A 21,607-nucleotide genomic window follows, 5' to 3' on the forward strand; every position below is an offset into this window, starting at 1 on the left:
TGACACCGGTGGTCGGCGGTAAACCAGGCTCGAACCCGACTCGCGACCTGGTGCGGGTCGCGTTCGGCCCGTCCGTCGTGGCGTTGACGGTCATCGCAGCGGTGACGCTGCTGCAGTTGCTGATCGCCAACAGCGACATGACCGGGGCATCCGGTGCCATCGCCAGCATGTGGCTGGGCGTGCATCAGGTGCCGATCTCGATCGACGGCCGGGAGCTGGGCGTGCTGCCGCTGCTGCCGGTGCTGCTGATGGTGGCCGGAACCGCACGGACCACCGCGCAGGCCACTTCCGGGACCGCATCCTGGTTCGTCGTCCGCTGGATCGTGGCATCGGCACTGGGCGGCCCGCTGTTGATCGCGGCGATCTCGTTGGCGGTCATCCACGACGCGGCGTCGGTCATCACCGAACTGCAGACCCCGCACGCCCTGAGCGCCTTCGCGCACGTGTTCGTGGTCCATGCGCTCGGCGCGGCGATCGGAGTGGGGTTGCGGATGGGCCGGCGGGTGCTGGCCGAGACGCCGCTGCCGGATTGGCTCGGCGACTCACTGCGGGCCGCGATCACCGGCATGCTGGCCCTGTTCGGGCTGGCCGGCGCGCTGACGGTCGCCTCCCTGGTCCTGCACTGGGGGACCATGCACGAGCTGTACGCGATCACCGATTCGTTGTTCGGCCAGCTCAGCCTCACCCTGCTGTCGGTGCTGTACGTACCCAACGTCCTCGTCGGCGCGACAGCGGTGACGGTCGGCTCGAGCGCGCACATCGGCCCGGCGCTGTTCAGCGCGTTCACCGTGCTCGGCGGCGACATCCCGGCGCTGCCGATCCTGGCCGCAGCGCCCACTCCGCCGCTGGGCCCGGCCTGGGTGGCGCTGCTGATCATTGGCGCAGCGTCAGGGGTTGCCGTCGGACAGCAGTGCGCGCGCCGGCCGCTGCCCCTGCTCCCCGCGCTGGCCAAGGTGGCGACCGCCGCCTTCATCGCGGCACTGGCGATGGCGCTGCTCGGCTTCGCCGGCGGCGGGCGGCTGGGCAATTTCGGCGAGGTCGGGGTGGATCAGCTCACCTTCGGCCCCGCGGTGTTCTGCTGGTTCGCCGCAATCGGTGCGCTGACGGTCGTGATGATCGGCGGGGTCGCGCGGGGTGCGGTCGGGACGCGCCCGATGACGCCGCCCGCCCCGTCCGCGGAGCCCGAACCGGTCCCGGCACACGTCGAGGTGGTCGACGCGCAAGAACCCGCGGAGCTCTTCGAGCCCGACGAGCTGTTCGAACCCGACGAGGTCACGGGGGCCGGCGAGCTGAGCTGGACGCCCGAACCCGAGCAGCCGGGACCCTGCGATCCGCACCCACCGACCGAACCCCCCGGACCGTGGGAAGACCCCGAAGACCTGATGTTCACCGACGACGACGAGTCCGACCGGCCTGGCTCTATCGACCGGGGTTGACGGCCACTGTCCCGAGGGGCTGCACGCTCGCGGAGAAATTGAGGACTTCGGTCCCTTATATCCACGTCGCCGTCCTGGTCGCATAGTGACATGACTGTGGACACCGACCTCGCCAGTGAAAACGTCAGGGTTCGGAATCTGCACAGGCTGGCAACCATGCGCGTTGAGAAGCTGACGCAGCTGGTGCTGCCGCCCGGCCATGAGCCGATCCTGGACATCATGGCGATGATCTGGGTGGACGGCGTCGAGGTCGGGTTCCAGATGGTCGACGAGGCAACGTCGATCGGGCTGTTCACCCCCCTGGCGGAAGCGCTGTACGAACGGCTGAAAGGCGCCGAGCTCTGCAGCGAGTACGAGGAATTCCCGGAACTGGACGATCGGGATTTCCAGGACGTAGCGTCCCGTCGGGTCGACAAGATCAGCAAGGGCATCCATCCGATCGGCCATCCCGACGTGACCTGGGACAAGGTCGAGATATGGACGGACGGTGTGGCTGCCGCGCTCAGGATCGCCCGCGACGAAGGGCAGCGGCAGGCCTGATTGTCGCGCTGCTCAGCGCGGTAGGCTCTTGCTTCGTGCAGCCGATCCGCGTACCCGCCAGCGCGACGGCCAGGCTGGTGGTGCTGGCGTCGGGGACCGGATCGTTGCTCGAGTCGCTGCTGGGCGCGGCGGTGGACGACTATCCCGCGCGGGTGGTGGCCGTCGGTACCGACCGGGACTGCCGGGCCGTGCAGATCGCCAAGGAGGCCGGACTGCCGGTGTTCACCGTGCGGATGGCCGACTATCCCGACCGGGCGGCCTGGGATCTCGCCCTGGCGGAGGCCACCGAGGTGCACGCGCCGGATCTGGTGGTCTCGGCCGGATTCATGAAAATCCTGGGGTCGCATTTTCTCACCCGGTTTCTGGGGCGCACCGTCAACACCCACCCGGCGTTGTTACCCGCCTTCCCGGGCGCACACGCGGTGCCCGAGGCGCTGGCCTACGGGGTGAAAGTCACCGGCTGCACCGTGCATCTGGTGGATGCCGGCACCGATACCGGCCCGGTGCTGGCCCAGGAGCCGGTCGCGGTGCTCGACGACGACAACGAAGACACCCTGCATGAACGCATCAAGACAGTGGAGCGCAGGCTCCTGGTGGACGTGCTGGCCGCGCTGGCGACCGGCGGCGTGACCTGGACCGGACGAAAGGCAACCATAGGATGACCGACGGCAAGCGACCGATTCGTCGGGCGCTGATCAGCGTCTACGACAAAACCGGCCTGGTCGATCTGGCCGCCGGCTTACATGCCGCCGGTGTGGATATCGTCTCCACCGGATCCACCGCGAAAACGATTGCCGCCAAGGGGATTCCGGTTACCCCGGTGGAGCAGCTGACCGGTTTCCCGGAGGTGCTCGACGGCCGGGTCAAGACCTTGCACCCGCGGGTGCACGCCGGGTTGCTGGCCGACCTGCGCAAGCCCGAACATGCTGCTGCGCTGGACGAACTGGACATTGCTCCGTTCGAGCTGGTGGTGGTCAACCTGTACCCGTTCAGCGAGACCGTCGACTCCGGCGCCGGCATCGACGAATGCGTCGAGCAGATAGACATCGGTGGACCGTCGATGATCCGGGCGGCCGCCAAGAACTATCCCAGCGTCGCGGTGGTGGTCGACCCGCTCGGCTACGACGGTGTGCTGGCCGCGGTCAACGCCGGCGGGTTCACCTTGCCCGAGCGGAAACGCCTGGCGTCACTGGCATTCCGGCAGACGGCCGAATACGACGTCGCAGTCGCCGGCTGGATGTCGTCGACATGCGCTCCCGAAGAGCCGCGGCCGGCGATGCCGGAGTGGTTCGGGCGCACCTATCGCCGGGCGGCGCAGCTGCGATACGGCGAGAACCCGCATCAGCAGGCCGCCCTCTACTGCGACGGCGGCGCGTGGCCGGGCTTGGCTCAGGCCGACCAGCTGCACGGAAAAGAGATGTCCTACAACAACTTCACCGACGCGGACGCTGCCTGGCGGGCGGCTTTCGACCACGAACAGACCTGCGTGGCGATTATCAAGCACGCCAACCCGTGCGGGATCGCGGTCTCGTCGACTTCGGTGGCAGATGCCCACCGCAAGGCGCACGAATGCGATCCGTTGAGCGCGTTCGGCGGAGTGATCGCGGCCAATACCGAAGTCAGTGTGGAGATGGCGGAGTTCGTCAGCACCATCTTCACCGAGGTTATCGTCGCTCCGGCCTATGAGCCGGGTGCCGTCGAGATCCTGGCGCGCAAGAAGAACATCCGAGTGCTGATGGCCTCCGAACCGATACGGGGTGGAGTCGAGTGGCGTCAGGTCAGCGGCGGACTGCTGATGCAAGGTCGCGACGGCCTCGACGCCCCGGGTGACAACCCGGCGAACTGGACGCTGGCCACCGGGTCGGCGGCCGATCCCGCCACGCTGGCCGATCTGGTCTTCGCCTGGCGGTCCTGCCGCGCGGTCAAGTCGAATGCGATCGTGGTCGCAGCGAACGGTGCCACCATCGGCGTCGGGATGGGCCAGGTCAACCGGGTCGACGCGGCCCGGTTGGCGGTGGAACGCGGCGGTGAGCGGGTGGCCGGCGCGGTGGCCGCCTCCGACGCGTTCTTCCCCTTTCCCGACGGACTGCAGACGCTGACCGCGGCCGGGGTGAAGGCGATCGTGCACCCGGGCGGCTCGGTGCGCGACGACGAGGTGACCGCGGCGGCCGCCGAGGCCGGGGTCACGCTGTATCTGACCGGGGCGCGGCACTTCGCGCACTAGGTCTTGACAAAAAGATTGTAGGCGCTCACTATCTAACTCATTCCCGGAGTTAGGAGACGTCGTGACCTACGACCTGATCATCCGCAACGGCCTGTGGTTCGACGGCCTGGGCAATAAGCCACAGATCCGTACCCTGGGCATCCGCGACGGCGTCGTCGCCGACATCGTGTCGGGGGACCTGGATGAGGCCGGCTGTCCGGACGTGATCGACGCGGCCGGCAAGTGGGTGGCGCCCGGCTTCATCGACGTGCACACCCACTACGACGCCGAAATCCTGCTGGATCCGGGTCTGCGAGAGTCGGTGCGCCACGGTGTCACCACGCTGCTGCTGGGCAACTGTTCGCTGTCGACGGTGTACGCCGACACCGAGGACGCCGCCGACCTGTTCAGCCGGGTGGAGGCGGTGCCGCGCAAGTTCGTGCTGGATGCGTTGCAGTCCCGCAAGACCTGGTCGACCCCGGCCGAGTACGTGCGGGCCATCGACGAGCTGCCGCTCGGGCCCAACATCGGCTCCATGCTGGGACATTCGGATCTGCGAACCGCGGTGCTCGGGCTGGATCGCGCCACCACCGATGGAGTCGTCCCGACCGACGCCGAGCTGGAGAAGATGGCCGCGCTGCTCGACGAAGCCCTCGAGGCCGGGCTGCTGGGCATGTCGGGGATGGACGCGGCCATCGACAAGCTCGACGGTGATCGGTTCCGGTCGCGGGCGCTGCCGTCGACGTTCGCCACCTGGCGGGAGCGTCGCCGGCTGATCAAGGTGCTGCGCAAGCGCGGCCGGATACTGCAGAGCGCCCCCAACGTCGCTAAGCCGTGGACGGCGTTGAACTTCTTCCTGGCCAGCAGCGGGATGTTCGGTCGCCGGCGCGGGGTTCGGATGAGCCTGCTGGTCTCCGCCGACGGCAAGTCGTCGCCCGGTGCGGTGCGGGTCATGGGTCCCGGCACCCGGCTGCTCAACGCCGTGTTCGGCGCTAGCGTCCGGTTCCAGCATCTGCCGGTGCCGTTCGAACTGTATTCCGACGGAATCGATCTGCCGGTATTCGAGGAGTTCGGCGCCGGAACCGCTGCGCTGCATCTGCGGGATCAGTTGGAGCGCAACACCTTGCTGGCTGACACCGAGTACCGCCGCCGGTTCCGGAAGTCCTTCGACCGCAAGAAGTTGGGCCCCACCTTGTGGCACCGCGACTTTCACGACGCGGTGATCGTCGAATGCCCGGATGCGAGCCTGATCGGCAAGAGTTTCGGGCAGATCGCCGACGAACGCAAGCTGCACCCGCTGGACGCGTTCCTCGACGTCCTGGTGGACAACGGTGAACGTAATGTCCGCTGGACCACCATCGTTGGCAACCACCGGCCCAAGTACCTCGACAAGCTGGCCGACGAGCCCACCATCCATATGGGGTTCTCCGACGCCGGTGCGCACCTGCGCAACATGGCGTTCTACAACTTCTCGCTGCGGCTGCTCAAACGGGTACGCGACGCCGAGATGGCGGGTCAGCCGTTCCTGACCACCCAGCGGGCCATCTATCGCCTGACCGCCGAAGTTGCCGACTGGTTCGGCATCGACGCCGGCACGCTGCGCCGCGGCGACCGCGCGGACTTCGTGGTGATCGACCCGGCCGGCCTGGACGACTCGGTGGACAGCTACCACGAGGAGAAGGTCCCGTTCTACGGCGACCTGAGCCGCATGGTCAACCGCAACGACGATGCCGTGGTGGCGACCGGGGTGGGCGGCACGGTGGTGTTCCGCAACGGGCAGTTCCGCGACGGCTACGGCACGACGGTGCGATCCGGCCGCTTCCTGCCCGCCGGATCCCGTGAGCTGCAACCGGCCTGACCATGGCTCGCACCCAGCAGGAACGCCGTGAGGCCACTGTCGCGGGATTACTCGACGCCAGCATCGCCACCATCGCCGAGATCGGCTACGCGCGCGCGTCGGCCAAGACCATTGCCCGGCGTGCGAAGGTCTCAGACGGCGCCCTGTTCCGGCACTTCGAGACCATGGGCGACTTCATGGCCGCCACCGCGCATGAGGTGCTGCGCCGTCAGCTGGAGCAGTTCGGCAAGCAGGTCGCCGAGATCCCGGCCGAGGTGCCGGCGCTCGAGGCGGTGTTGACGGTGCTGCGTGACCTGACCGCCAACTCCACCAACGCGGTGGTCTACGAGCTGCTGATCGCCGCGCGCACCGACGACAAGCTGCGCGCGGTCTTGGGCGACGTGCTCACCGAATACAGTGCCAAGATCTGCGAGGCCGCCCGAGTGCTGCCCGGCGCGGACACGTTTCCGCCGGAACTCTTTCCGAACTTGGTGGCGCTGCTGACCAATACCTTCGACGGTGCGGCGATCGTGCGCGCCGTGCTCCCGCAGCCGGACATCGAGGCGAACCGCATTCCGCTGCTGCTGACGTTATTGGATGGGCAGATCTAGGCGCCCAGTGTCGGGTGCTGTTCCGCGATTTCATCGCCGCCGGCCATCGCGTAGCCGACGAAGTCGGCGATCTCACCGACCGCACGGCGCGCGTCGGGGTTGACGTCGAAGCTGAGCTGGAACATGTGTAATGCGCGGTCCCAGACCTGAACCCAGTTGGGCACCCCGGCGGCGGTGAGTTTGTCGGCCAGCACGAAGGTGTCGTTGCGGAGCATCTCGTTGTTGCCGACCTGCAGCAGGAACGGCCCCAGGCCGCGCAGCTCTGCTTCCGGGGGCATCACCGGCAGCTCGCGGGTGCCGTTCACGGTGGCGAATACCCGGTAGAGGAAAATGAAAGCCATGAACGGGAAGAACGGGTCGCGATGGGCACGCGCGGCCTGCCGTTTGATCTCCATGTCCGACGACGTCAGCGCCGACATCAACACCTGACCGGCGGGCGCCGGCAGCCCAGCGTCGCGCGCCGTGATCGCGGTGTTGACTGCCATCAGCCCGCCGGCCGAATCGCCGGCCAGCACAATGCGATCCGCGGTGAACCCGGCGTCCAGCACATGGTGGTAGGCGCACAGTCCGTCGGCGATCGCCTCCTCGAAGCCGGCCCGCGGCGCCAACCGGTAACCGACATTGAAAACCTTCGCGCCGGTGACCTCGGAAAGCTTGCTGGCGAATCGGCGGTGCGAATTGAGGCCCAGCGTCACCAGTGCTGAACCGTGGAAGTAGACGATCACCCGGTCCGAGTCGCGAGCGCCGGGGGCCACCACCCACTCCGCCGGACAGTCGGTCAGGCGCTCCCGTGTCACCTCGGTGCCCGGCAGCGCCCGGATGTAGCGCATCGGTAGGTCGATGAGGTCGAGGCGCGCACGCTGCAATCCAGCGGGCCAAACCCGGTTGACGATCATGCCGACGACCGTCAGCGCGGCGATCGATGTGCGCAGGAAGATCGCCGCCATGACGGCCAGCAGTCGGGCCTGCCAGGAGGCCGGACCGAAATACGTCTGAGCAGGTCGATCACGCCATTCGGGTGAGAGCACGGTACCCAGGGTACTGGGTATCTGCGGGCCGAATGAAGCAGGACGTCGTGACGGACTACCCTGCCCGCCGTAGCTTGGAGTGGTGACCGCGCTGAATACCCCGCACGATCTGCCCTCAACCCTCGGCGAGCTGCGTGCCGCCGGCCACCGCGAAAGGGGGGTCAAGCAGGAGATCGCCGAGAACCTGTTGGCCCGCCTCGCCGACGGCGACGATCCCGCAACCCTGTGGCCCGGCATCTTCGGCTTCGACGACACGGTGCTACCGCAGCTGGAGCGGGCGCTGATCGCCGGCCACGACATCGTGCTGCTCGGCGAGCGCGGCCAGGGCAAGACCCGGCTGCTGCGGGCGCTGACCGGGCTACTCGACGAGTGGACGCCGGTGATCGCGGGCGCCGAACTCGGCGAGCACCCGTACTCGCCGATCACACCTGAATCGATCAAGCGGGCCGCCGAGCTCGGCGACGATCTGCCGGTGGCGTGGCGGCACCGCAGCGAGCGCTACACCGAGAAGCTCGCCACCCCCGATACCTCGGTGGCCGACCTGGTCGGCGACATCGACCCGATCAAGGTCGCCGAGGGGCGCAGCCTGGGCGATCCCGAGACCATCGCCTACGGCCTGATTCCGCGTGCGCACCGCGGCGTCGTCGCCGTCAACGAACTGCCCGACCTCGCCGAGCGCATCCAGGTGGCGATGCTCAACGTGATGGAGGAGCGCGACATCCAGGTGCGCGGCTACACGCTGCGGCTGCCGCTGGACGTGCTGGTGGTGGCCAGCGCCAACCCGGAGGACTACACCAACCGCGGCCGGATCATCACTCCGCTCAAGGACCGTTTCGGCGCGGAGATCCGCACCCACTACCCGCTGGAGCTCGATGCGGAGGTCGGCGTGATCGGCCAGGAGGCCCACCTGAGTGCGCAGGTGCCCGACTACCTGCTGGCGGTGCTCGCCCGGTTCGCGCGCTACCTGCGTGAGTCGCGGTCGGTGGATCAGCGGTCCGGGGTGTCGGCGCGGTTCGCGATCGCAGCCGCGGAGACGGTGGCGGCCTCGGCGCGGCACCGCGGCGCGGTGCTGGGCGAAACCGATCCGGTGGCCCGGGTGGTCGATCTGGGCACCATCGTCGATGTGCTGCGCGGCAAGCTGGAATTCGAATCCGGTGAGGAGGGCCGCGAGCAGGCGGTGCTGGAACACCTGCTGCGCCGGGCCACCGCGGACACCGCATCGCGCGCGCTGGGCGGGATCGATGTCGGGCCGCTGGTGTCGGCGGTCGAGAACGCGGCGGTGACGACGGGGGAGCGGGTGTCGGCCAAAGCGGTGCTGGCGTCGCTGCCGGATCTGCCGGTGATCGACGCCGTCGCCCAGCGGCTGGGGGCCGAGTCCGACGGCGAACGCGCCGCGGCACTCGAATTGGCTTTGGAAGCCCTGTATTTGGCCAAGCGGATCGACAAGACCTCCGACGAGGGCGAAACCGTCTATGGCTAAAGGCCATCCCTCCCGAGCGTCACGGTATTCGGCCTACACCGGTGGGCCGGACCCGTTGGCGCCGCCGGTCGACTTGGCCGAGGCGCTGGAGGAGATCGGCCGCGACGTGATGGAGGGGACGTCGCCGCGGCGGGCGCTTCAGGAGCTGCTGCGCCGTGGGACCAAGACCATGACCGGAGCCGACCGGCTGGCCGCCGAGGCGCAGCGGCGGCGTCGGGAACTGTTGCGCCGCAACAATTTGGACGGAACCTTGGCGGAAGTCAAGAAACTGCTCGACGAGGCGGTACTGGCCGAACGCAAGGAGCTTGCCCGCGCACTCGACGACGACGCCCGGTTCTCCGAGATGCAGATCGAGGGGCTGTCGCCGTCGCCGGCCAAGGCGGTGCAGGAACTGGCCGATTACGACTGGCGCAGCCCGCAGGCCCGGGAGTCCTACGAGAAGATCAAGGACCTGCTCGGCCGCGAGATGCTCGACCAGCGTTTCGCCGGCATGAAGCAGGCGCTGGAAGGCGCCACCGACGAAGACCGGCAACGGGTCAGCGACATGCTCGATGACCTCAACGATCTGCTGGACAAGCACTCAAGAGGACAAGACTCCGCCCAGGATTTCCAGGACTTCATGGACAAGCACGGCGAGTTCTTCCCGGAGAACCCACGCAACGTCGAGGAGTTACTCGACTCGCTGGCCAAGCGGGCCGCCGCTGCGCAGCGCTTCCGCAACAGCCTGTCCGCCGAGCAGCGCGCCGAGCTGGATGCGCTGGCGGAGCAGGCATTCGGATCGTCGTCGTTGCAGCAGGCGCTGGGCCGCCTCGATGCGCACCTGCAAGCGGCCCGGCCGGGGGAGGATTGGAGTGGCTCGTCGGAGTTCTCCGGCGACAACCCGCTCGGAATGGGTGAAGGCGCCCAGGCTCTCTCGGACATCGCCGAACTCGAGCAGCTGGCCGAACAACTGTCGCAGGCCTATCCGGGTGCCAGCATGGACGACGTCGACCTGGATGCGCTGGCACGCCAGCTCGGCGACCAGGCTGCAGTGGACGCACGGACGCTGGCCGAGCTGGAACGCGCACTGCTCAACCAGGGATTCCTGGACCGCAGTTCCGACGGACAGTGGCGCCTGTCGCCCAAGGCGATGCGGCGGCTCGGTGAAACCGCGTTACGCGATGTGGCACGCCAACTCTCGGGGCGCCGCGGCGAACGTGACCACCGCCGGGCCGGGGCGGCCGGCGAACTGACCGGGGCGACCCGGCCCTGGCAGTTCGGCGACACCGAACCGTGGAACGTCACCCGTACCCTGACCAACTCGGTACTGCGGCAGGTTGCCGGCGGTTCAGCGAGGCTCGACGGAGGAGAGGCGAAGCTGGGACCGCCGCATGGACCCGGCGGTTCAGCGAGGCTCGACGGAGGAGAGGCGAAGCTGGGACCGCCGCATGGACCCGGCGGTTCCCAGCCGCATGAACCGGGTGTCAGCGCGGCCCGCGGCCGATTGTCCATCAGCGTCGACGACGTCGAGGTGTCCGAGACCGAGACCCGCACCCAGTCCGCTGTCGCGCTGTTGGTGGACACGTCGTTCTCGATGGTGATGGACAACCGTTGGCTGCCGATGAAGCGCACCGCCCTGGCGCTGCACCACCTGATCAGCACCCGCTTTCGCTCGGATGCGTTGGAGATCATCGCTTTCGGGCGTTACGCCCGCACCGTGAGCGCCGCTGAGCTGACCGGGCTGGAGGGCGTCTACGAGCAGGGCACCAATCTGCATCACGCACTGGCACTGGCCGGGCGACACCTGCGCCGGCACCCCAACGCCCAACCGGTGGTGCTGGTGGTCACCGACGGGGAACCCACTGCGCACCTTGAGGATTACGGCGGCGCAGGGGCGGGTTCTGCGGTGTTTTTTGATTACCCGCCGCACCCTCGGACCATCGCTCACACCGTCAAGGGCTTCGATGACGTCGCCCGTCTCGGTGCGCAGGTGACGATCTTCCGGCTCGGTGATGACCCCGGGCTGGCCCGGTTCATCGACCAGGTGGCGCGGCGGGTTGAGGGCAGGGTCGTGGTGCCCGAACTCGACGGGCTGGGCGCGGCCGTGGTCGGTGACTACCTGCGGTCACGGCGCCGCTGATCCTCACCGGCTCAGCAGCCGCTGCTTCTGTTCGGTGAACTCCGCTTCGGTCAGGTATCCGGCGTCGTGGAGTTGGCCCAGTTCGCGGATCCCGGCTGCCAGCTCGATGACCGAGCTCGCCGGAGATTTCGCCGCCGGCACCGGTGGTTGTGATGCCGGATCCGGTGACGCCGGCGGCGCCGACGTGGACTCGGCAGCGGCAGGCGTCTTGCTGCGGTCTCCGCGATTCTGATTGACGGCGCCGGCCAACGCACTGCCCCCCATACCTGCCAGCGCCATCTGACCGAACGCCGTGCCCAGCCCGCCCGGCGAGGCCGCCGGTGACGAGGCGAGCGGCGTCGAGAAACTGGCATGACGGATCTCCGGTGCCAGCTCGGCCCAACTGATCGGCGTCGAGAGCACTCCGAGCGGGTAGCCCTCACCCAATGCCGCCACCACCGAGGCGTGGGGCACTCGAAGATTCTCGGTCGACGGCAGCTCGCCGGTGACCCCCAATTGTCCCAGGGAGTCCAAGATGCTCTGCTGGCCGCCGCGGAGCACATCCTGGGTATCGAAGATCTCGCGGGAGTCCATCTCCGCGAAGTACATCGCGGCGCCCGCCAGCCAGACACCGAGAATCGACAGCGGCAGGGCGATGCCGAGAGCGGTCTCGTCGGAGATGATGCCCAGCCAGTCGAAGATCCCCATGGGCGGGTCGGCGGGTGCCGGCATGGCCGAAAACGGCGAGCTGGCTTCGGACGAGCCCTGAAGCGCCGAGGTCAGCTGCGACGGCAGCGTCTGTGCCGTATTGCCCGCCGAGTTGGCGCCGGCTGCCTGCGACGCACCGTTGCCGAGCGGCCCGGCCGGATTGGCGGTGTGCGGCGGCGGTTGGAACGGCTCCATCTCGGTGGCGGTCGTCGACAGCGACGCGTAGCTGTACATGGCGGTGGCGTCCTGGGCCCACATCGCGGCGTATTCGGCTTCGTTGGCCGCGATGGCCGCTGCGTTCTGGCCCAGAATGTTGGTGGCCAGCAGCGTCATCAACGCAGCACGGTTGGCCGCGATCGCCGGTGGGGGCACCATCATGGCGAAGGTGGCCTCGTAGGCGGCCACTGCGGCCTTGGTCTGGATGCCGGTCTTCTCGGCTTGGATGGACGTCATGTTCAACCACGACACGAACGGGGTGATCGAGGCCGCCATCGCTGTTGACGAGGGCCCCAGCCAAGGCCCGCTCGTCAGGTCGGAAACCACGGACTCGTAGGCCGTGGCGGCCAGATGAAGCTCGGTGGCCAGCCCGTCCCAGGCCGTGGCAGCACTGAGCATCGACCCCGGGCCCGCGCCCGCATACATCAGACCGGAGTTGACTTCCGGGGGTAGCGCCGCGAAATCCATTTCTCAGCCCCGGGCAGGTCGCGACGACCGGACCACGCTGTTACCGGTGGCCTTCGGGTGCGCGCCGGTAATGCGATTCATTGCAGTTGCATCCCTCCGGTTGCTGAGCCATCTGGGGTGATGTGGGTTACGGTCGGTCTGATCTCTCGATCTAACTCGCCCAGGGCTCACCAGTGCGCTCGACACTCCGGGGTGGCTACGTGCTGTCGATTGTCGCGCTGTTCTGGACGTGCCTCCATTCTCCGAGCCGGAACCCGCCGGTCGCCATGGTGTTTGACACCCATTCGCGGCGCGCTGCAACCCGTATGGACAAGCGGGTGCTGTGGAGACGATGGTGGTGGCATGCACCGTTGGAGAGCGGTCGTCGACAGGTTTCGGCGGCGAGCGCACCCCCCTGCGCGTGGGCTGTTTCGCCGGGTCGTGCTGATCAACGGTCTGGTCTTCACGCTGGGCACGCTGGCGCTCGCCATGTCCCCGGCAACCGTATCGGGGCCCGTCCGCTTGACCGAGATCCCGGTACTTCTAGTCGGGCTGGCCGTCGTGGTGGGCGCCAACGCACTGTTGTTGAGATCGAGTCTTGCCCCGCTGGATCGGCTCGCCGCTTCGATGCGGCGAGTCGATCCGCCCCGTCCCAGTGACCGCGTGCACGACCCGGGCGCCGGCGACCTGCATCACCTCATCGAATCCTTCAACGGCATGCTGGACCGACTGGAAACGGAGCGGGCCTCGTCGAACGCATCGGTGCTGACCGTGCAGGAGAACGAGCGGCAGCGGATCGCCAGGGAGTTGCACGACCAGATCGGCCAAACCCTCACCGTTGCTCTGCTCACTCTCAAGCGGGCGGTGGACGCCGCTCCCGCGGAGATACGCGGTGACCTCGCGGACACCCAGGAAATCGTTCGGGCCAGTCTTGACGAGGTGCGCAGCATCGCTCGCCGACTGCGCCCGGATGCGCTGGAAGACCTCGGCCTGCGCAGTGCACTGCAGGCGCTGTGCAATCAGTTCACCCAGGCGACCGGCATCGACGTCGTCAAACAGATCACCGCACAAGCCGACCAGCTGAGTCCCGACGTCAGCCTGGTCTGCTATCGCATCGCCCAGGAGAGCCTGACCAACATCGCCCGCCATTCCGAAGCTCAGAAGGTATGGCTGGACCTGCACATCAACCCCGCAGCAGAGGCCACGCTGCGGATCGCCGACAACGGCAAGGGCGGCGTGAGCAGCCAAGGCGCTGGAATCACCGGAATGCGGGAACGCGCCATGCTGGTGCAGGCCACACTGACGATCACATCCCCGAGCAACGAGGGAACCGAAGTCAGGCTGGCGGTGCCGGCCCGACCGGGCGCGGGAGGTCGGTAATGGCGATACAGCCGGCCCGCATCATGCTCGCCGACGACCACGCCCTGGTGCGCAGCGGTCTGCGGATGATCCTGGATGCCGAACCCGACCTGTGCGTGGTGGCCGAGGCGGCTGACGGATCCGAGGCGCTGGCGGCTCTGCAGAACACTCCGGTCGACCTTGCCATCCTTGACATCGCGATGCCCCGGATGACCGGACTGCAGGCCGCGCGCGAGATCAACCGCAGCCATCCCCACGTGCGGGTGCTGATGCTGTCGATGCACGACAACGAGCAGTACTTCTTCGAAGCCCTCAAGGCCGGCGCATCCGGCTACGTGCTGAAATCCGTCGCCGACCGCGACCTGCTCGAGGCATGCCGGGCGACGATGCGCGGCGAGCCGTTTCTGTACGCCGGTGCGGTGACCGCACTGATCCGGGATTATCTGCACAGGACACGCCACGGCGATGACCTGCCGGATAACATTCTCACACCGCGCGAGGAGGAGGTGCTGAAGCTGATCGCCGAGGGCTTGTCGGCGCGTGAGATCGCGAAAACACTCGGTATCAGCGCCAAGACGGTCGACCGTCACCGGACGAATACCCTGCAGAAGCTGGGCCTGCGCGACCGATTGGCGCTCACCCGTTACGCGATCCGGGCCGGCCTGATCGAGGCGTAGCGGGACGCCGCCAATAGTCCAGTGGGGGTCGCGACCCCCGGCGAATGGGGGTCGTATGCCATGGCGCTCGACTGTTTTACCGCAGAAACTGGTTTTGGTTGCGGTGGGAGATTGGGTGCACGTTTGAGCTTGACTCGATGTGCCCGTCGTTGTCGCGACCGGTTGCGGTGCTGCCTGATGTCGCCCGCTTGTCCAGATGTGTTGTGCCAGAACTGATTCCGTTTCCGGAATCAAATTGTACTGTGGAGACTGATGCTAGCGATACTGCTTGCCCATACCGTCGGAGCGGCTGCGGCGCCGGTATTGGTGCGCAGGTGGGGGCGGGCGGCGTTCTATCCGCTGGGGATGATCCCGTTGGTATCGCTGGTGTGGGTGGTGGTGAACTGGCCCATCGGCCCGGCCGACGATCGCCGAACGACGGTGTCCTGGGTGCCCGGGCTGTCGATGGACATCGCGCTGCGCTTCGATGCGCTGGCGGCGATCATGTGTGCGCTGGTGTTGGGGATCGGCGCCCTGGTGCTGTTCTATTGCGCCGAGTATTTCCGGCCGGTCGCTCCGCACACCGACACCGATCCGCGGCTGCCGGGCTTCGCCGCGAAGATGGTCGCGTTCGCGGGAACCATGTTCGGGCTGATGGTCGCAGACAACATGCTGGTGCTGTACGTGTTCTGGGAACTGACCACGGTGTTGTCGTTCCTCCTGATCGGGCACTACGCCGAACGTGCCGTCAACCGCCGTGCCGCCATCCAGGCATTGGTGGTGACCGCCGCCGGTGGGCTGGCCATGCTGGTCGGCATCATCATGCTGGGCAACGCAGCCGGTAGCTACCTGCTGTCGGATCTGGTGGCGCGCCCACCGTCCGGAACGGTTGTCACCGTCGGCGTGCTGTTGGTCTTGGTCGGAGCGCTCAGCAAGTCGGCGATCGTACCGATGCATTTCTGGCTACCGGGCGCGATGGCCGCGCCGACTCCGGTCAGCGCCTATCTGCACGCCGCGGCGATGGTCAAGGCCGGGGTCTACCTGGTTGCGCGGTTGACCCCGGCGTTCTCCGACTCACCGGGATGGCGGCCGACGGTGGTGGTGCTGGGCCTGGCCACCGCCCTGCTGGCGGGCTGGCGCGCGGTCCGCGAGTACGACTTGAAGCTGGTGCTGGCCTACAGCACGGTCAGCCAGCTGGGGCTGATGATCGTGTTGGTCGGCGCCGGCGGAAACGATCTGATGCTGGCCGGCCTGACCGCGATGTGTGCGCATGCGGCCGCAAAGGCGGCCCTGTTCATGGTGGTGGGGATCATCGACCACGCCACCGGCACCCGTGATCTACGCGAGTTGGCCGGGTTGGGGCGCCGCAGCCCGGGGCTGTTTTTGATCGCCGCCGCGGCCGCCGCCAGCATGGCCGGGGTGCCGCCCTTCGTGGGGTTCATCGCCAAGGAGACCATCTTCGGGACCGAGGCGCAGGCGCCGACCCTGGGGGCCTCCATTCCGTACGTGCTGGGTGCAGCTGTGCTGGCGTCGATGTTCACCGTGATCTACAGCGCGCGGTTCGTGTGGGGTGGCTTCGCCGGCAAGGGCCGGTCCGAGCCCAGCACCCATGTCGTCGAAATGCACCGCCCCACCGTCGCTTTCATGGCGGTGCCGGCGGGATTGGCCGTCGCGAGCCTGGTTTTGGGGCTGTGGCCGCTCGGGCTCGACTCCGTGCTGCACAAGTACTCCGACACGGTGCCCGACGGCGCGGACTACCACCTGGCGCTGTGGCACGGTCCGGGGCTGCCGGTATTCCTGTCGGCGACGGTGCTGGTGGTCGGCGCCGGCATCTTCCTCTTGCGCGGCCCACTGCAACTGTCCCGGTTGCGCCGGCTGCCGCTGGGCAAGGCCGACCAGATGTATGACGACTTCATCCGGCTGCTCGATGTTGCGGCGGTGCGGCTGACCGCGATCACCCAGCGCGGTTCGCTGCCGATCAACCAGGCGGTGATCTTCGCGACGCTGGTGGTGCTGCCGCTGACCGCCCTGATGCTGGGTGCGCGTGACCGGATCGATCTGCAGCTCTGGGACACCCCGTTGCAGCTCACCCTCGCGGTGTTGGTCGTCGCCGGCGGGATCGGCGCCACGGTGGCGCGCAACCGACTTTCTGCGGTGCTGATGGTCGGGGTGACCGGCTACGGCTGCGCGGTGGCGTTCGCGTTCCACGGTGCACCCGACCTGGCGTTGACCCAGTTGCTCGTCGAGACCGTCACCGTGGTGATCTTCGTGCTGGTGCTGCGGACGTTGCCGGCGGAGACCACACGTCCCACGATGGCGACGAACCGCCTGCCGCGGGCGGTGCTGGCCATCATGGTCGGCGCCAGCGTCGCTGTGTTGGGGGCTTTCGCGATGGCGGCCCGCACCAGCGATGGGGTCGCCGATCTGTTGCCCGCCGCGGCGTATCTCCGCGGCTACGGCGCCAACACCGTCAACGTCATCCTGGTCGACATCCGGGCCTGGGACACCCTCGGGGAGATCTCGGTGTTGCTGGTGGCCGCGACCGGGGTGGCCTCGATGGTGTTCCGGACCCGCCGATTCGGCCGTGCGCCACGGACCGCGGATGCCGATGCACACCGCAAGGATCCGGGTATCGCCACCCCGTACAGTCCGGCCATCGGGTCCACCACCTGGCTGCGCGGCAGCGCCTACCACGATCCCAATCAGCGATCGCTGGTGTTGGAGGTCGCGAGCCGGATCATCTTCCCGCTGATCATGATGGTTTCGGTCTATTTCCTGTTCGCCGGCCACAACAACCCGGGCGGCGGTTTCGCCGGCGGGCTGGCCGCCGGACTGGCACTGGCGCTGCGCTATGTGGCGGGCGGGCGATACGAACTCGGCGAGACGCTGCCGCTGGACTCCGGAAAGATCCTGGGCGTCGGCCTGAGCCTGGTCGGGGGCACGGCTCTGGCGTCGCTGTTCGTCGGTGCGCCGGTGCTGTCGTCTGCGGCGTTCACGTTCACCCTGCCGGTACTGGGTCAGGTGAAGCTGGTGACTTCGTTGTTCTTCGATGTGGGGGTGTATCTGGTCGTGGTCGGCATGGTGCTCGACGTCCTGCGCAGTCTCGGCGCCCGACTGGATCAGGTGCAGGAGCTGCAACAACCTGCGCAGCGCTCGGCGGTGAAGGCACCATGACCGCACATCTGGTTCCGTTGCTGATGGCCGCCGGACTCACCGCCTGCGGGGTGTACATGCTGCTGGAGCGCAACCTCACCCGCGCGCTGCTGGGCCTGATGATGATCGGCAATGCCATCAACCTGCTGATCATCGATGTCTCCGGACCGGGCGGCAGCCCGCCGATCTACCACAGCACCGAGGGCATGGAGAACGACGCCGACCCGCTGGCCCAGGCCATGGTGCTGACCGCCATCGTCATCACCATGGGCATCGCCGCGTTCGTGCTGGCGTTGATGTACCGCTCCTACCACCTGACCACCGCCGACGACATCGGTGACGACGAGGAGGCGACCCGGCTGTCCCAGCTCTCCGACGAGGAGATCATCGCCGCCGAGGAAGACCACAGTGGGCCGGTGGCGCCCGGCGAATTGGACGCCGTCGTGGAAAGCACCGTCGCCGAAAGTGGGGTGTCACGGTGAGTATCGCTGCTGCCCTGATCCCGCTTCCGGTGCTACTGCCCACGCTGGGTGCCGCGCTGACCCTCATCGTCGGCCGGCGTCCCAGGTTGCAGCAGCCGATCACCATCGGTGTGCTGGCCGCGGACGTCGCGGTGTCCGCCGCGTTGCTGTTCCTCACCGACCGGGAGGGGACCCTGGCTTTGCACGCCGGCGGCTGGGGCCCGACCGAGGGCGGACGCGGGCCGCTCGGCATCACCCTGGTGGTCGACCGGTTGTCGGCGCTGATGCTGATCGTGTCGGCGGTCGTGCTGCTGTCGGTGATCGTCTACGCCATCGGCCAGGGGGTCCGCGACGGTGACGACCGTCAGCCGGTGTCCATCTTCCTGCCCACGTATCTGACGCTGTCGGCCGGTGTCTCTCTGGCGTTTCTGGCTGGTGACCTGTTCAACCTCTTCGTCGGGTTCGAGATGCTGTTGGCCGCGAGCTTCGTGTTGCTGACCATCGGTGCCAGCGCCGAACGGATCCGGGCCGGTATCGGCTACGTGATGGTGTCGATGACGTCGTCGTTGATCTTCCTGCTCGGTATTGCTCTGGTCTATGCATCGACCGGCACGCTGAACCTGGCTGAGCTGGCTGTCCGCACCAACGACATGCCCGGCGGCACCCGCAGTGCGGTGTTCGCGGTGTTGCTGGTGGGGTTCGGCATCAAAGCCGCCGTCTTCCCGCTGTCGGCCTGGTTGCCCGATTCCTATCCCACGGCGCCCGCCCCGATCACCGCCGTGTTCGCCGGCATCCTGACCAAGGTCGGTGTCTACGCGATCATCCGGGCACATTCGCTGCTGTTTCCCGACGGTGGTTTGGACTCGGTGCTGCTGGTCGCGGCGCTGCTCACCATGTTGGTGGGCATCTTCGGCGCCATCGCGCAGAGCGACATCAAGCGGATCCTGTCGTTCACGTTGGTCAGCCATATCGGTTTCATGGTGTTCGGGGTGGCGCTGTCGAGCCAGATGGGTATGTCCGGCGCCATTTTCTACGTGATGCACCACATCATCGTGATGACGACATTGTTCTTGGCGGCCGGATTGATCGAACGTCAGAGCGGTGCGTCGTCGCTGAAGCGGCTCGGCGGCTTGGTGGCCAACCCGCTGCTGGCGTTCATGTTCTTGGCCCCGGCGTTCAATCTCGGCGGTATTCCTCCCTTTTCGGGCTTCATCGGCAAGACGGCGGTGCTGCAGGCCGGTGTCAGTGACGGCTCGGTGCTGGCCTGGTGTCTGGTGGGCGGCGCGGTGGTGACCAGTCTGCTGACCCTGTTCGTGCTGGCGCGGGTGTGGACCAAGGCGTTCTGGCGGTTACGCAGCGACGCCCCCGAGGGAGAGCTGGTGCGCGCCACGCCGCCGGTGCTGCTCGATGACATCGGCGAGGTCGCCTTCGACGACCGCGCTGACGTCGGCCGGATGCCCATCGGGATGGTGGTGCCGACGATCGCGCTGATCGTGCTGGGGCTGGCGTTCACGGTGTTTGCCGGCCCGATCTTCGGCTACACCGAGCGCGCCGCAGCCGAGATACTCGACCGCGGCGAATACATCTCGGTCGTGTTGTCTGGGGAAGCGCCGTGAGGCCGATAGCGCTACGGATCTTTGCGGTGTGCGCCCTGGCCATCGTCTGGACGTTGCTGTGGGGCCGTTTCACGATCCCCAACCTCGTCGTCGGGGTGGTGGTCGCCGTGGTCATCATGGTGCTGCTGCCATTGCCGCCGGTGCCGGTGCAGGGCCGGGTGCATCCGTGGTCGGTGCTGCAGCTGCTGGGTCTGCTCGCTTGGTACCTGGTGGCGTCCAGTGTCCAGTTGATGTGGCTGGCGATCAAACCCGGGCCCCCGCCGCAGACCGGGGTGTTGCGGGTGCCGCTGAACATCAAATCCGATCTGGTGTTGGTGTTGGCGGCCGGCATCACCACACTGATTCCCGGATCGATGGTGCTGGAGATCGACCAGGTGCGTCGCATCCTGTACTGCCACGTGATCGATGTGGGAAACGCTCGTTCAGTCGAGCACTTCTACCACCAGGCCGCGCAAGTGGAGCGATTGTTGATCGCCGCCTTTGAACGCGACTCCGAGTGGCAGCCGGTTGGAGGAAGCGCATGACCGTGATCTGGGGCACCGCCGGCGTGCTGTTGGGGATAGCCGCGGTGCTCACCATGTATCGGCTGCTGGCCGGGCCCAGCACGCTGGACCGACTGGTGGCGCTGGACACCTTGGCTGCCATGACGATGTGTGGCATCGGTATTTGGGCTGCGGTCACCCGGGACACGACCGTGACATACAGCCTCGCGGCGCTGGCCCTGGTCGGCTTCATCGGGTCGGTCAGCGTGGCCCGCTTCCGGGTGCCGGACACGCCGTTGGACTCGGGGAGGCAGCCATGATTGTGCTCGACGTGGTGGCCAGTGTGCTGGGGCTCGCCGGGGCGGTGCTGGCGCTGACGGCGGCGATCGGGGTGCTGCGCTTCCCGGACACGTTGGCCCGGATGCACTCGGCCACCAAACCACAGGTGTTGGGCCTGTTGCTGGTGCTGATCGCCGCGTTGATCCGGTTGCGCGGCAGCCACGACGCCGGGATGGTGACCGTGAGCATCATCTTCACCCTGATCACCGCGCCGGTGGTTGCGCACCGGGTGGGCCGACTGGCCTACCAAGAGCAGGATGTGACCGAGATGCTGGCCGTCGACCAGTTGGTCGAACTCACCGACGAAGAGGATCAGGCTTCGCGCTGAGCCGGGCGCAGCACCGCGACCAGGAAGTCGGAATCGCCGGTGAAGGGCCTCAGGTCCCAGGTGCCCAGCAGCAGATCGGTCGCGAACCCTGCGGTGGCCGCGTCGTCGAAGAACTGCTTGAACTCGTAGTCTCGGTCGGCGCCGAAGCCGATCACCGTCCGGCCGTCGTCGGCGCAGTGGGCGCACAACCGGCGCAAGATTTCGACGCGGGTGCTCGGCGCGACGAACGTCATGACATTGCCCGCCGACACGATCACGTCGAACGGCTCGGCGATGCCGCGGGCGGGGAGGTCCAGTTCGGCCAGGTCGCCGACGAGATAGCGCGGCCCGGGATGATCCTGCGCGGCCGCCTCGATGAGCTCCGGGTCGACGTCGACACCGACCACGTCGTGACCGGCTGTGGCCAGCAGACCGGCCACCCGGCCCGGGCCGCAGCCGGCGTCGAGGATGCGGGCGCCGCGTGACGCCATCGCGTCGATGAAACGGGCCTCGCCGCCCAAATCGTTACCGGTGCGGGCCATCTCGCGGAAGCGTTCGATGTACCACTGCGAATGCCCGGGATCGGCGGCGACTTTTTGCATCCAGAGGCTCTGCTCGACCATGGCTGCA

19 protein-coding genes are annotated in these 21,607 nt (G+C 67.6%); 16 read left to right on the forward strand and 3 right to left on the reverse strand.

What is annotated here, in order from left to right:
* Positions 1 to 8 precede the first annotated feature (8 nt).
* The 6 genes from ACZYY4_RS14465 to ACZYY4_RS14490 all read left to right on the forward strand — a co-directional run bounded on the left by ACZYY4_RS14465 (position 9) and on the right by ACZYY4_RS14490 (position 6,627).
* On the forward strand, positions 9 to 1,436 hold the full coding sequence (locus ACZYY4_RS14465; protein ID WP_463810840.1) for a cell division protein PerM: 1,428 nt from the start codon (positions 9 to 11) through the stop codon (positions 1,434 to 1,436).
* A gap of 90 nt (positions 1,437 to 1,526) precedes the next feature.
* Complete coding sequence (locus ACZYY4_RS14470) at positions 1,527 to 1,976, forward strand: hypothetical protein (protein ID WP_463810688.1); 450 nt, start codon at positions 1,527 to 1,529, stop codon at positions 1,974 to 1,976.
* 35 nt (positions 1,977 to 2,011) lie between these two features.
* Positions 2,012 to 2,638 (forward strand): phosphoribosylglycinamide formyltransferase, encoded by a 627-nt coding sequence (gene purN / locus ACZYY4_RS14475; RefSeq protein ID WP_463810689.1) that lies wholly within the window; start codon positions 2,012 to 2,014, stop codon positions 2,636 to 2,638.
* Complete coding sequence (gene purH / locus ACZYY4_RS14480; RefSeq protein ID WP_463810690.1) at positions 2,635 to 4,200, forward strand: bifunctional phosphoribosylaminoimidazolecarboxamide formyltransferase/IMP cyclohydrolase; 1,566 nt, start codon at positions 2,635 to 2,637, stop codon at positions 4,198 to 4,200. Before purN ends, purH begins: the two co-directional genes overlap by 4 nt.
* Positions 4,201 to 4,261: 61 nt before the next feature.
* Positions 4,262 to 6,037, forward strand: a complete 1,776-nt coding sequence (locus ACZYY4_RS14485; protein WP_463810691.1) for an N-acyl-D-amino-acid deacylase family protein — start codon at positions 4,262 to 4,264, stop codon at positions 6,035 to 6,037.
* 2 nt (positions 6,038 to 6,039) lie between these two features.
* Positions 6,040 to 6,627, forward strand: coding sequence for a TetR/AcrR family transcriptional regulator (locus ACZYY4_RS14490; RefSeq protein ID WP_463810692.1), 588 nt, complete (start codon positions 6,040 to 6,042; stop codon positions 6,625 to 6,627).
* On the opposite strand, the gene ACZYY4_RS14495 is transcribed toward ACZYY4_RS14490, so the two are convergent.
* Positions 6,624 to 7,655 (reverse strand): alpha/beta hydrolase, encoded by a 1,032-nt coding sequence (locus tag ACZYY4_RS14495; protein ID WP_463810693.1) that lies wholly within the window; start codon positions 7,653 to 7,655, stop codon positions 6,624 to 6,626. The two genes, ACZYY4_RS14490 and ACZYY4_RS14495, sit on opposite strands and share 4 nt — an antisense overlap.
* Before the next feature lie 91 nt (positions 7,656 to 7,746).
* Between ACZYY4_RS14495 and ACZYY4_RS14500 the strand changes: the two genes are divergently transcribed.
* Together ACZYY4_RS14500 and ACZYY4_RS14505 are read left to right on the forward strand one after the other, a co-directional pair.
* Positions 7,747 to 9,135, forward strand: a complete 1,389-nt coding sequence (locus ACZYY4_RS14500; protein ID WP_463810841.1) for a sigma 54-interacting transcriptional regulator — start codon at positions 7,747 to 7,749, stop codon at positions 9,133 to 9,135.
* Complete coding sequence (locus ACZYY4_RS14505; protein ID WP_463810694.1) at positions 9,128 to 11,254, forward strand: VWA domain-containing protein; 2,127 nt, start codon at positions 9,128 to 9,130, stop codon at positions 11,252 to 11,254. The genes ACZYY4_RS14500 and ACZYY4_RS14505 overlap by 8 nt, the downstream gene beginning before the upstream one ends.
* A gap of 3 nt (positions 11,255 to 11,257) precedes the next feature.
* Here the strand turns inward: ACZYY4_RS14505 and ACZYY4_RS14510 are convergent, their stop codons facing one another.
* Positions 11,258 to 12,625, reverse strand: coding sequence for a PPE family protein, SVP subgroup (locus tag ACZYY4_RS14510; protein ID WP_463810696.1), 1,368 nt, complete (start codon positions 12,623 to 12,625; stop codon positions 11,258 to 11,260).
* 342 nt (positions 12,626 to 12,967) lie between these two features.
* Between ACZYY4_RS14510 and ACZYY4_RS14515 the strand changes: the two genes are divergently transcribed.
* The 8 genes from ACZYY4_RS14515 to mnhG all read left to right on the forward strand — a co-directional run bounded on the left by ACZYY4_RS14515 (position 12,968) and on the right by mnhG (position 20,998).
* Positions 12,968 to 13,984, forward strand: a complete 1,017-nt coding sequence (locus ACZYY4_RS14515; RefSeq protein ID WP_463810697.1) for a HAMP domain-containing sensor histidine kinase — start codon at positions 12,968 to 12,970, stop codon at positions 13,982 to 13,984.
* Entirely contained in the window at positions 13,984 to 14,640 is a 657-nt protein-coding gene (locus tag ACZYY4_RS14520; RefSeq protein WP_463810698.1) for a response regulator transcription factor, read from the forward strand. Before ACZYY4_RS14515 ends, ACZYY4_RS14520 begins: the two co-directional genes overlap by 1 nt.
* 252 nt (positions 14,641 to 14,892) lie before the next feature.
* A complete protein-coding gene (locus tag ACZYY4_RS14525; RefSeq protein WP_463810699.1) occupies positions 14,893 to 17,793 on the forward strand; it encodes a Na+/H+ antiporter subunit A in 2,901 nt (966 codons plus the stop codon).
* Positions 17,790 to 18,254, forward strand: a complete 465-nt coding sequence (locus ACZYY4_RS14530; protein WP_463810700.1) for a Na(+)/H(+) antiporter subunit C — start codon at positions 17,790 to 17,792, stop codon at positions 18,252 to 18,254. Before ACZYY4_RS14525 ends, ACZYY4_RS14530 begins: the two co-directional genes overlap by 4 nt.
* The gene (locus tag ACZYY4_RS14535; RefSeq protein WP_463810701.1) at positions 18,251 to 19,849 is read left to right on the forward strand and encodes a Na+/H+ antiporter subunit D; all 1,599 of its coding nucleotides are present in this window, start codon (positions 18,251 to 18,253) and stop codon (positions 19,847 to 19,849) included. Before ACZYY4_RS14530 ends, ACZYY4_RS14535 begins: the two co-directional genes overlap by 4 nt.
* The gene (locus ACZYY4_RS14540; RefSeq protein WP_463810702.1) at positions 19,846 to 20,373 is read left to right on the forward strand and encodes a Na+/H+ antiporter subunit E; all 528 of its coding nucleotides are present in this window, start codon (positions 19,846 to 19,848) and stop codon (positions 20,371 to 20,373) included. The genes ACZYY4_RS14535 and ACZYY4_RS14540 overlap by 4 nt, the downstream gene beginning before the upstream one ends.
* Positions 20,370 to 20,651, forward strand: a complete 282-nt coding sequence (locus ACZYY4_RS14545) for a monovalent cation/H+ antiporter complex subunit F (protein WP_463810703.1) — start codon at positions 20,370 to 20,372, stop codon at positions 20,649 to 20,651. Before ACZYY4_RS14540 ends, ACZYY4_RS14545 begins: the two co-directional genes overlap by 4 nt.
* The gene (mnhG, locus tag ACZYY4_RS14550) at positions 20,648 to 20,998 is read left to right on the forward strand and encodes a monovalent cation/H(+) antiporter subunit G (RefSeq protein WP_463810704.1); all 351 of its coding nucleotides are present in this window, start codon (positions 20,648 to 20,650) and stop codon (positions 20,996 to 20,998) included. The genes ACZYY4_RS14545 and mnhG overlap by 4 nt, the downstream gene beginning before the upstream one ends.
* Here the strand turns inward: mnhG and ACZYY4_RS14555 are convergent.
* On the reverse strand, positions 20,983 to 21,600 hold the full coding sequence (locus tag ACZYY4_RS14555) for a class I SAM-dependent methyltransferase (RefSeq protein ID WP_463810705.1): 618 nt from the start codon (positions 21,598 to 21,600) through the stop codon (positions 20,983 to 20,985). The genes mnhG and ACZYY4_RS14555 overlap by 16 nt on opposite strands.
* Positions 21,601 to 21,607 lie beyond the last annotated feature (7 nt).

Source organism: Mycobacterium sp. IDUB_21 (genome assembly GCF_055419425.1).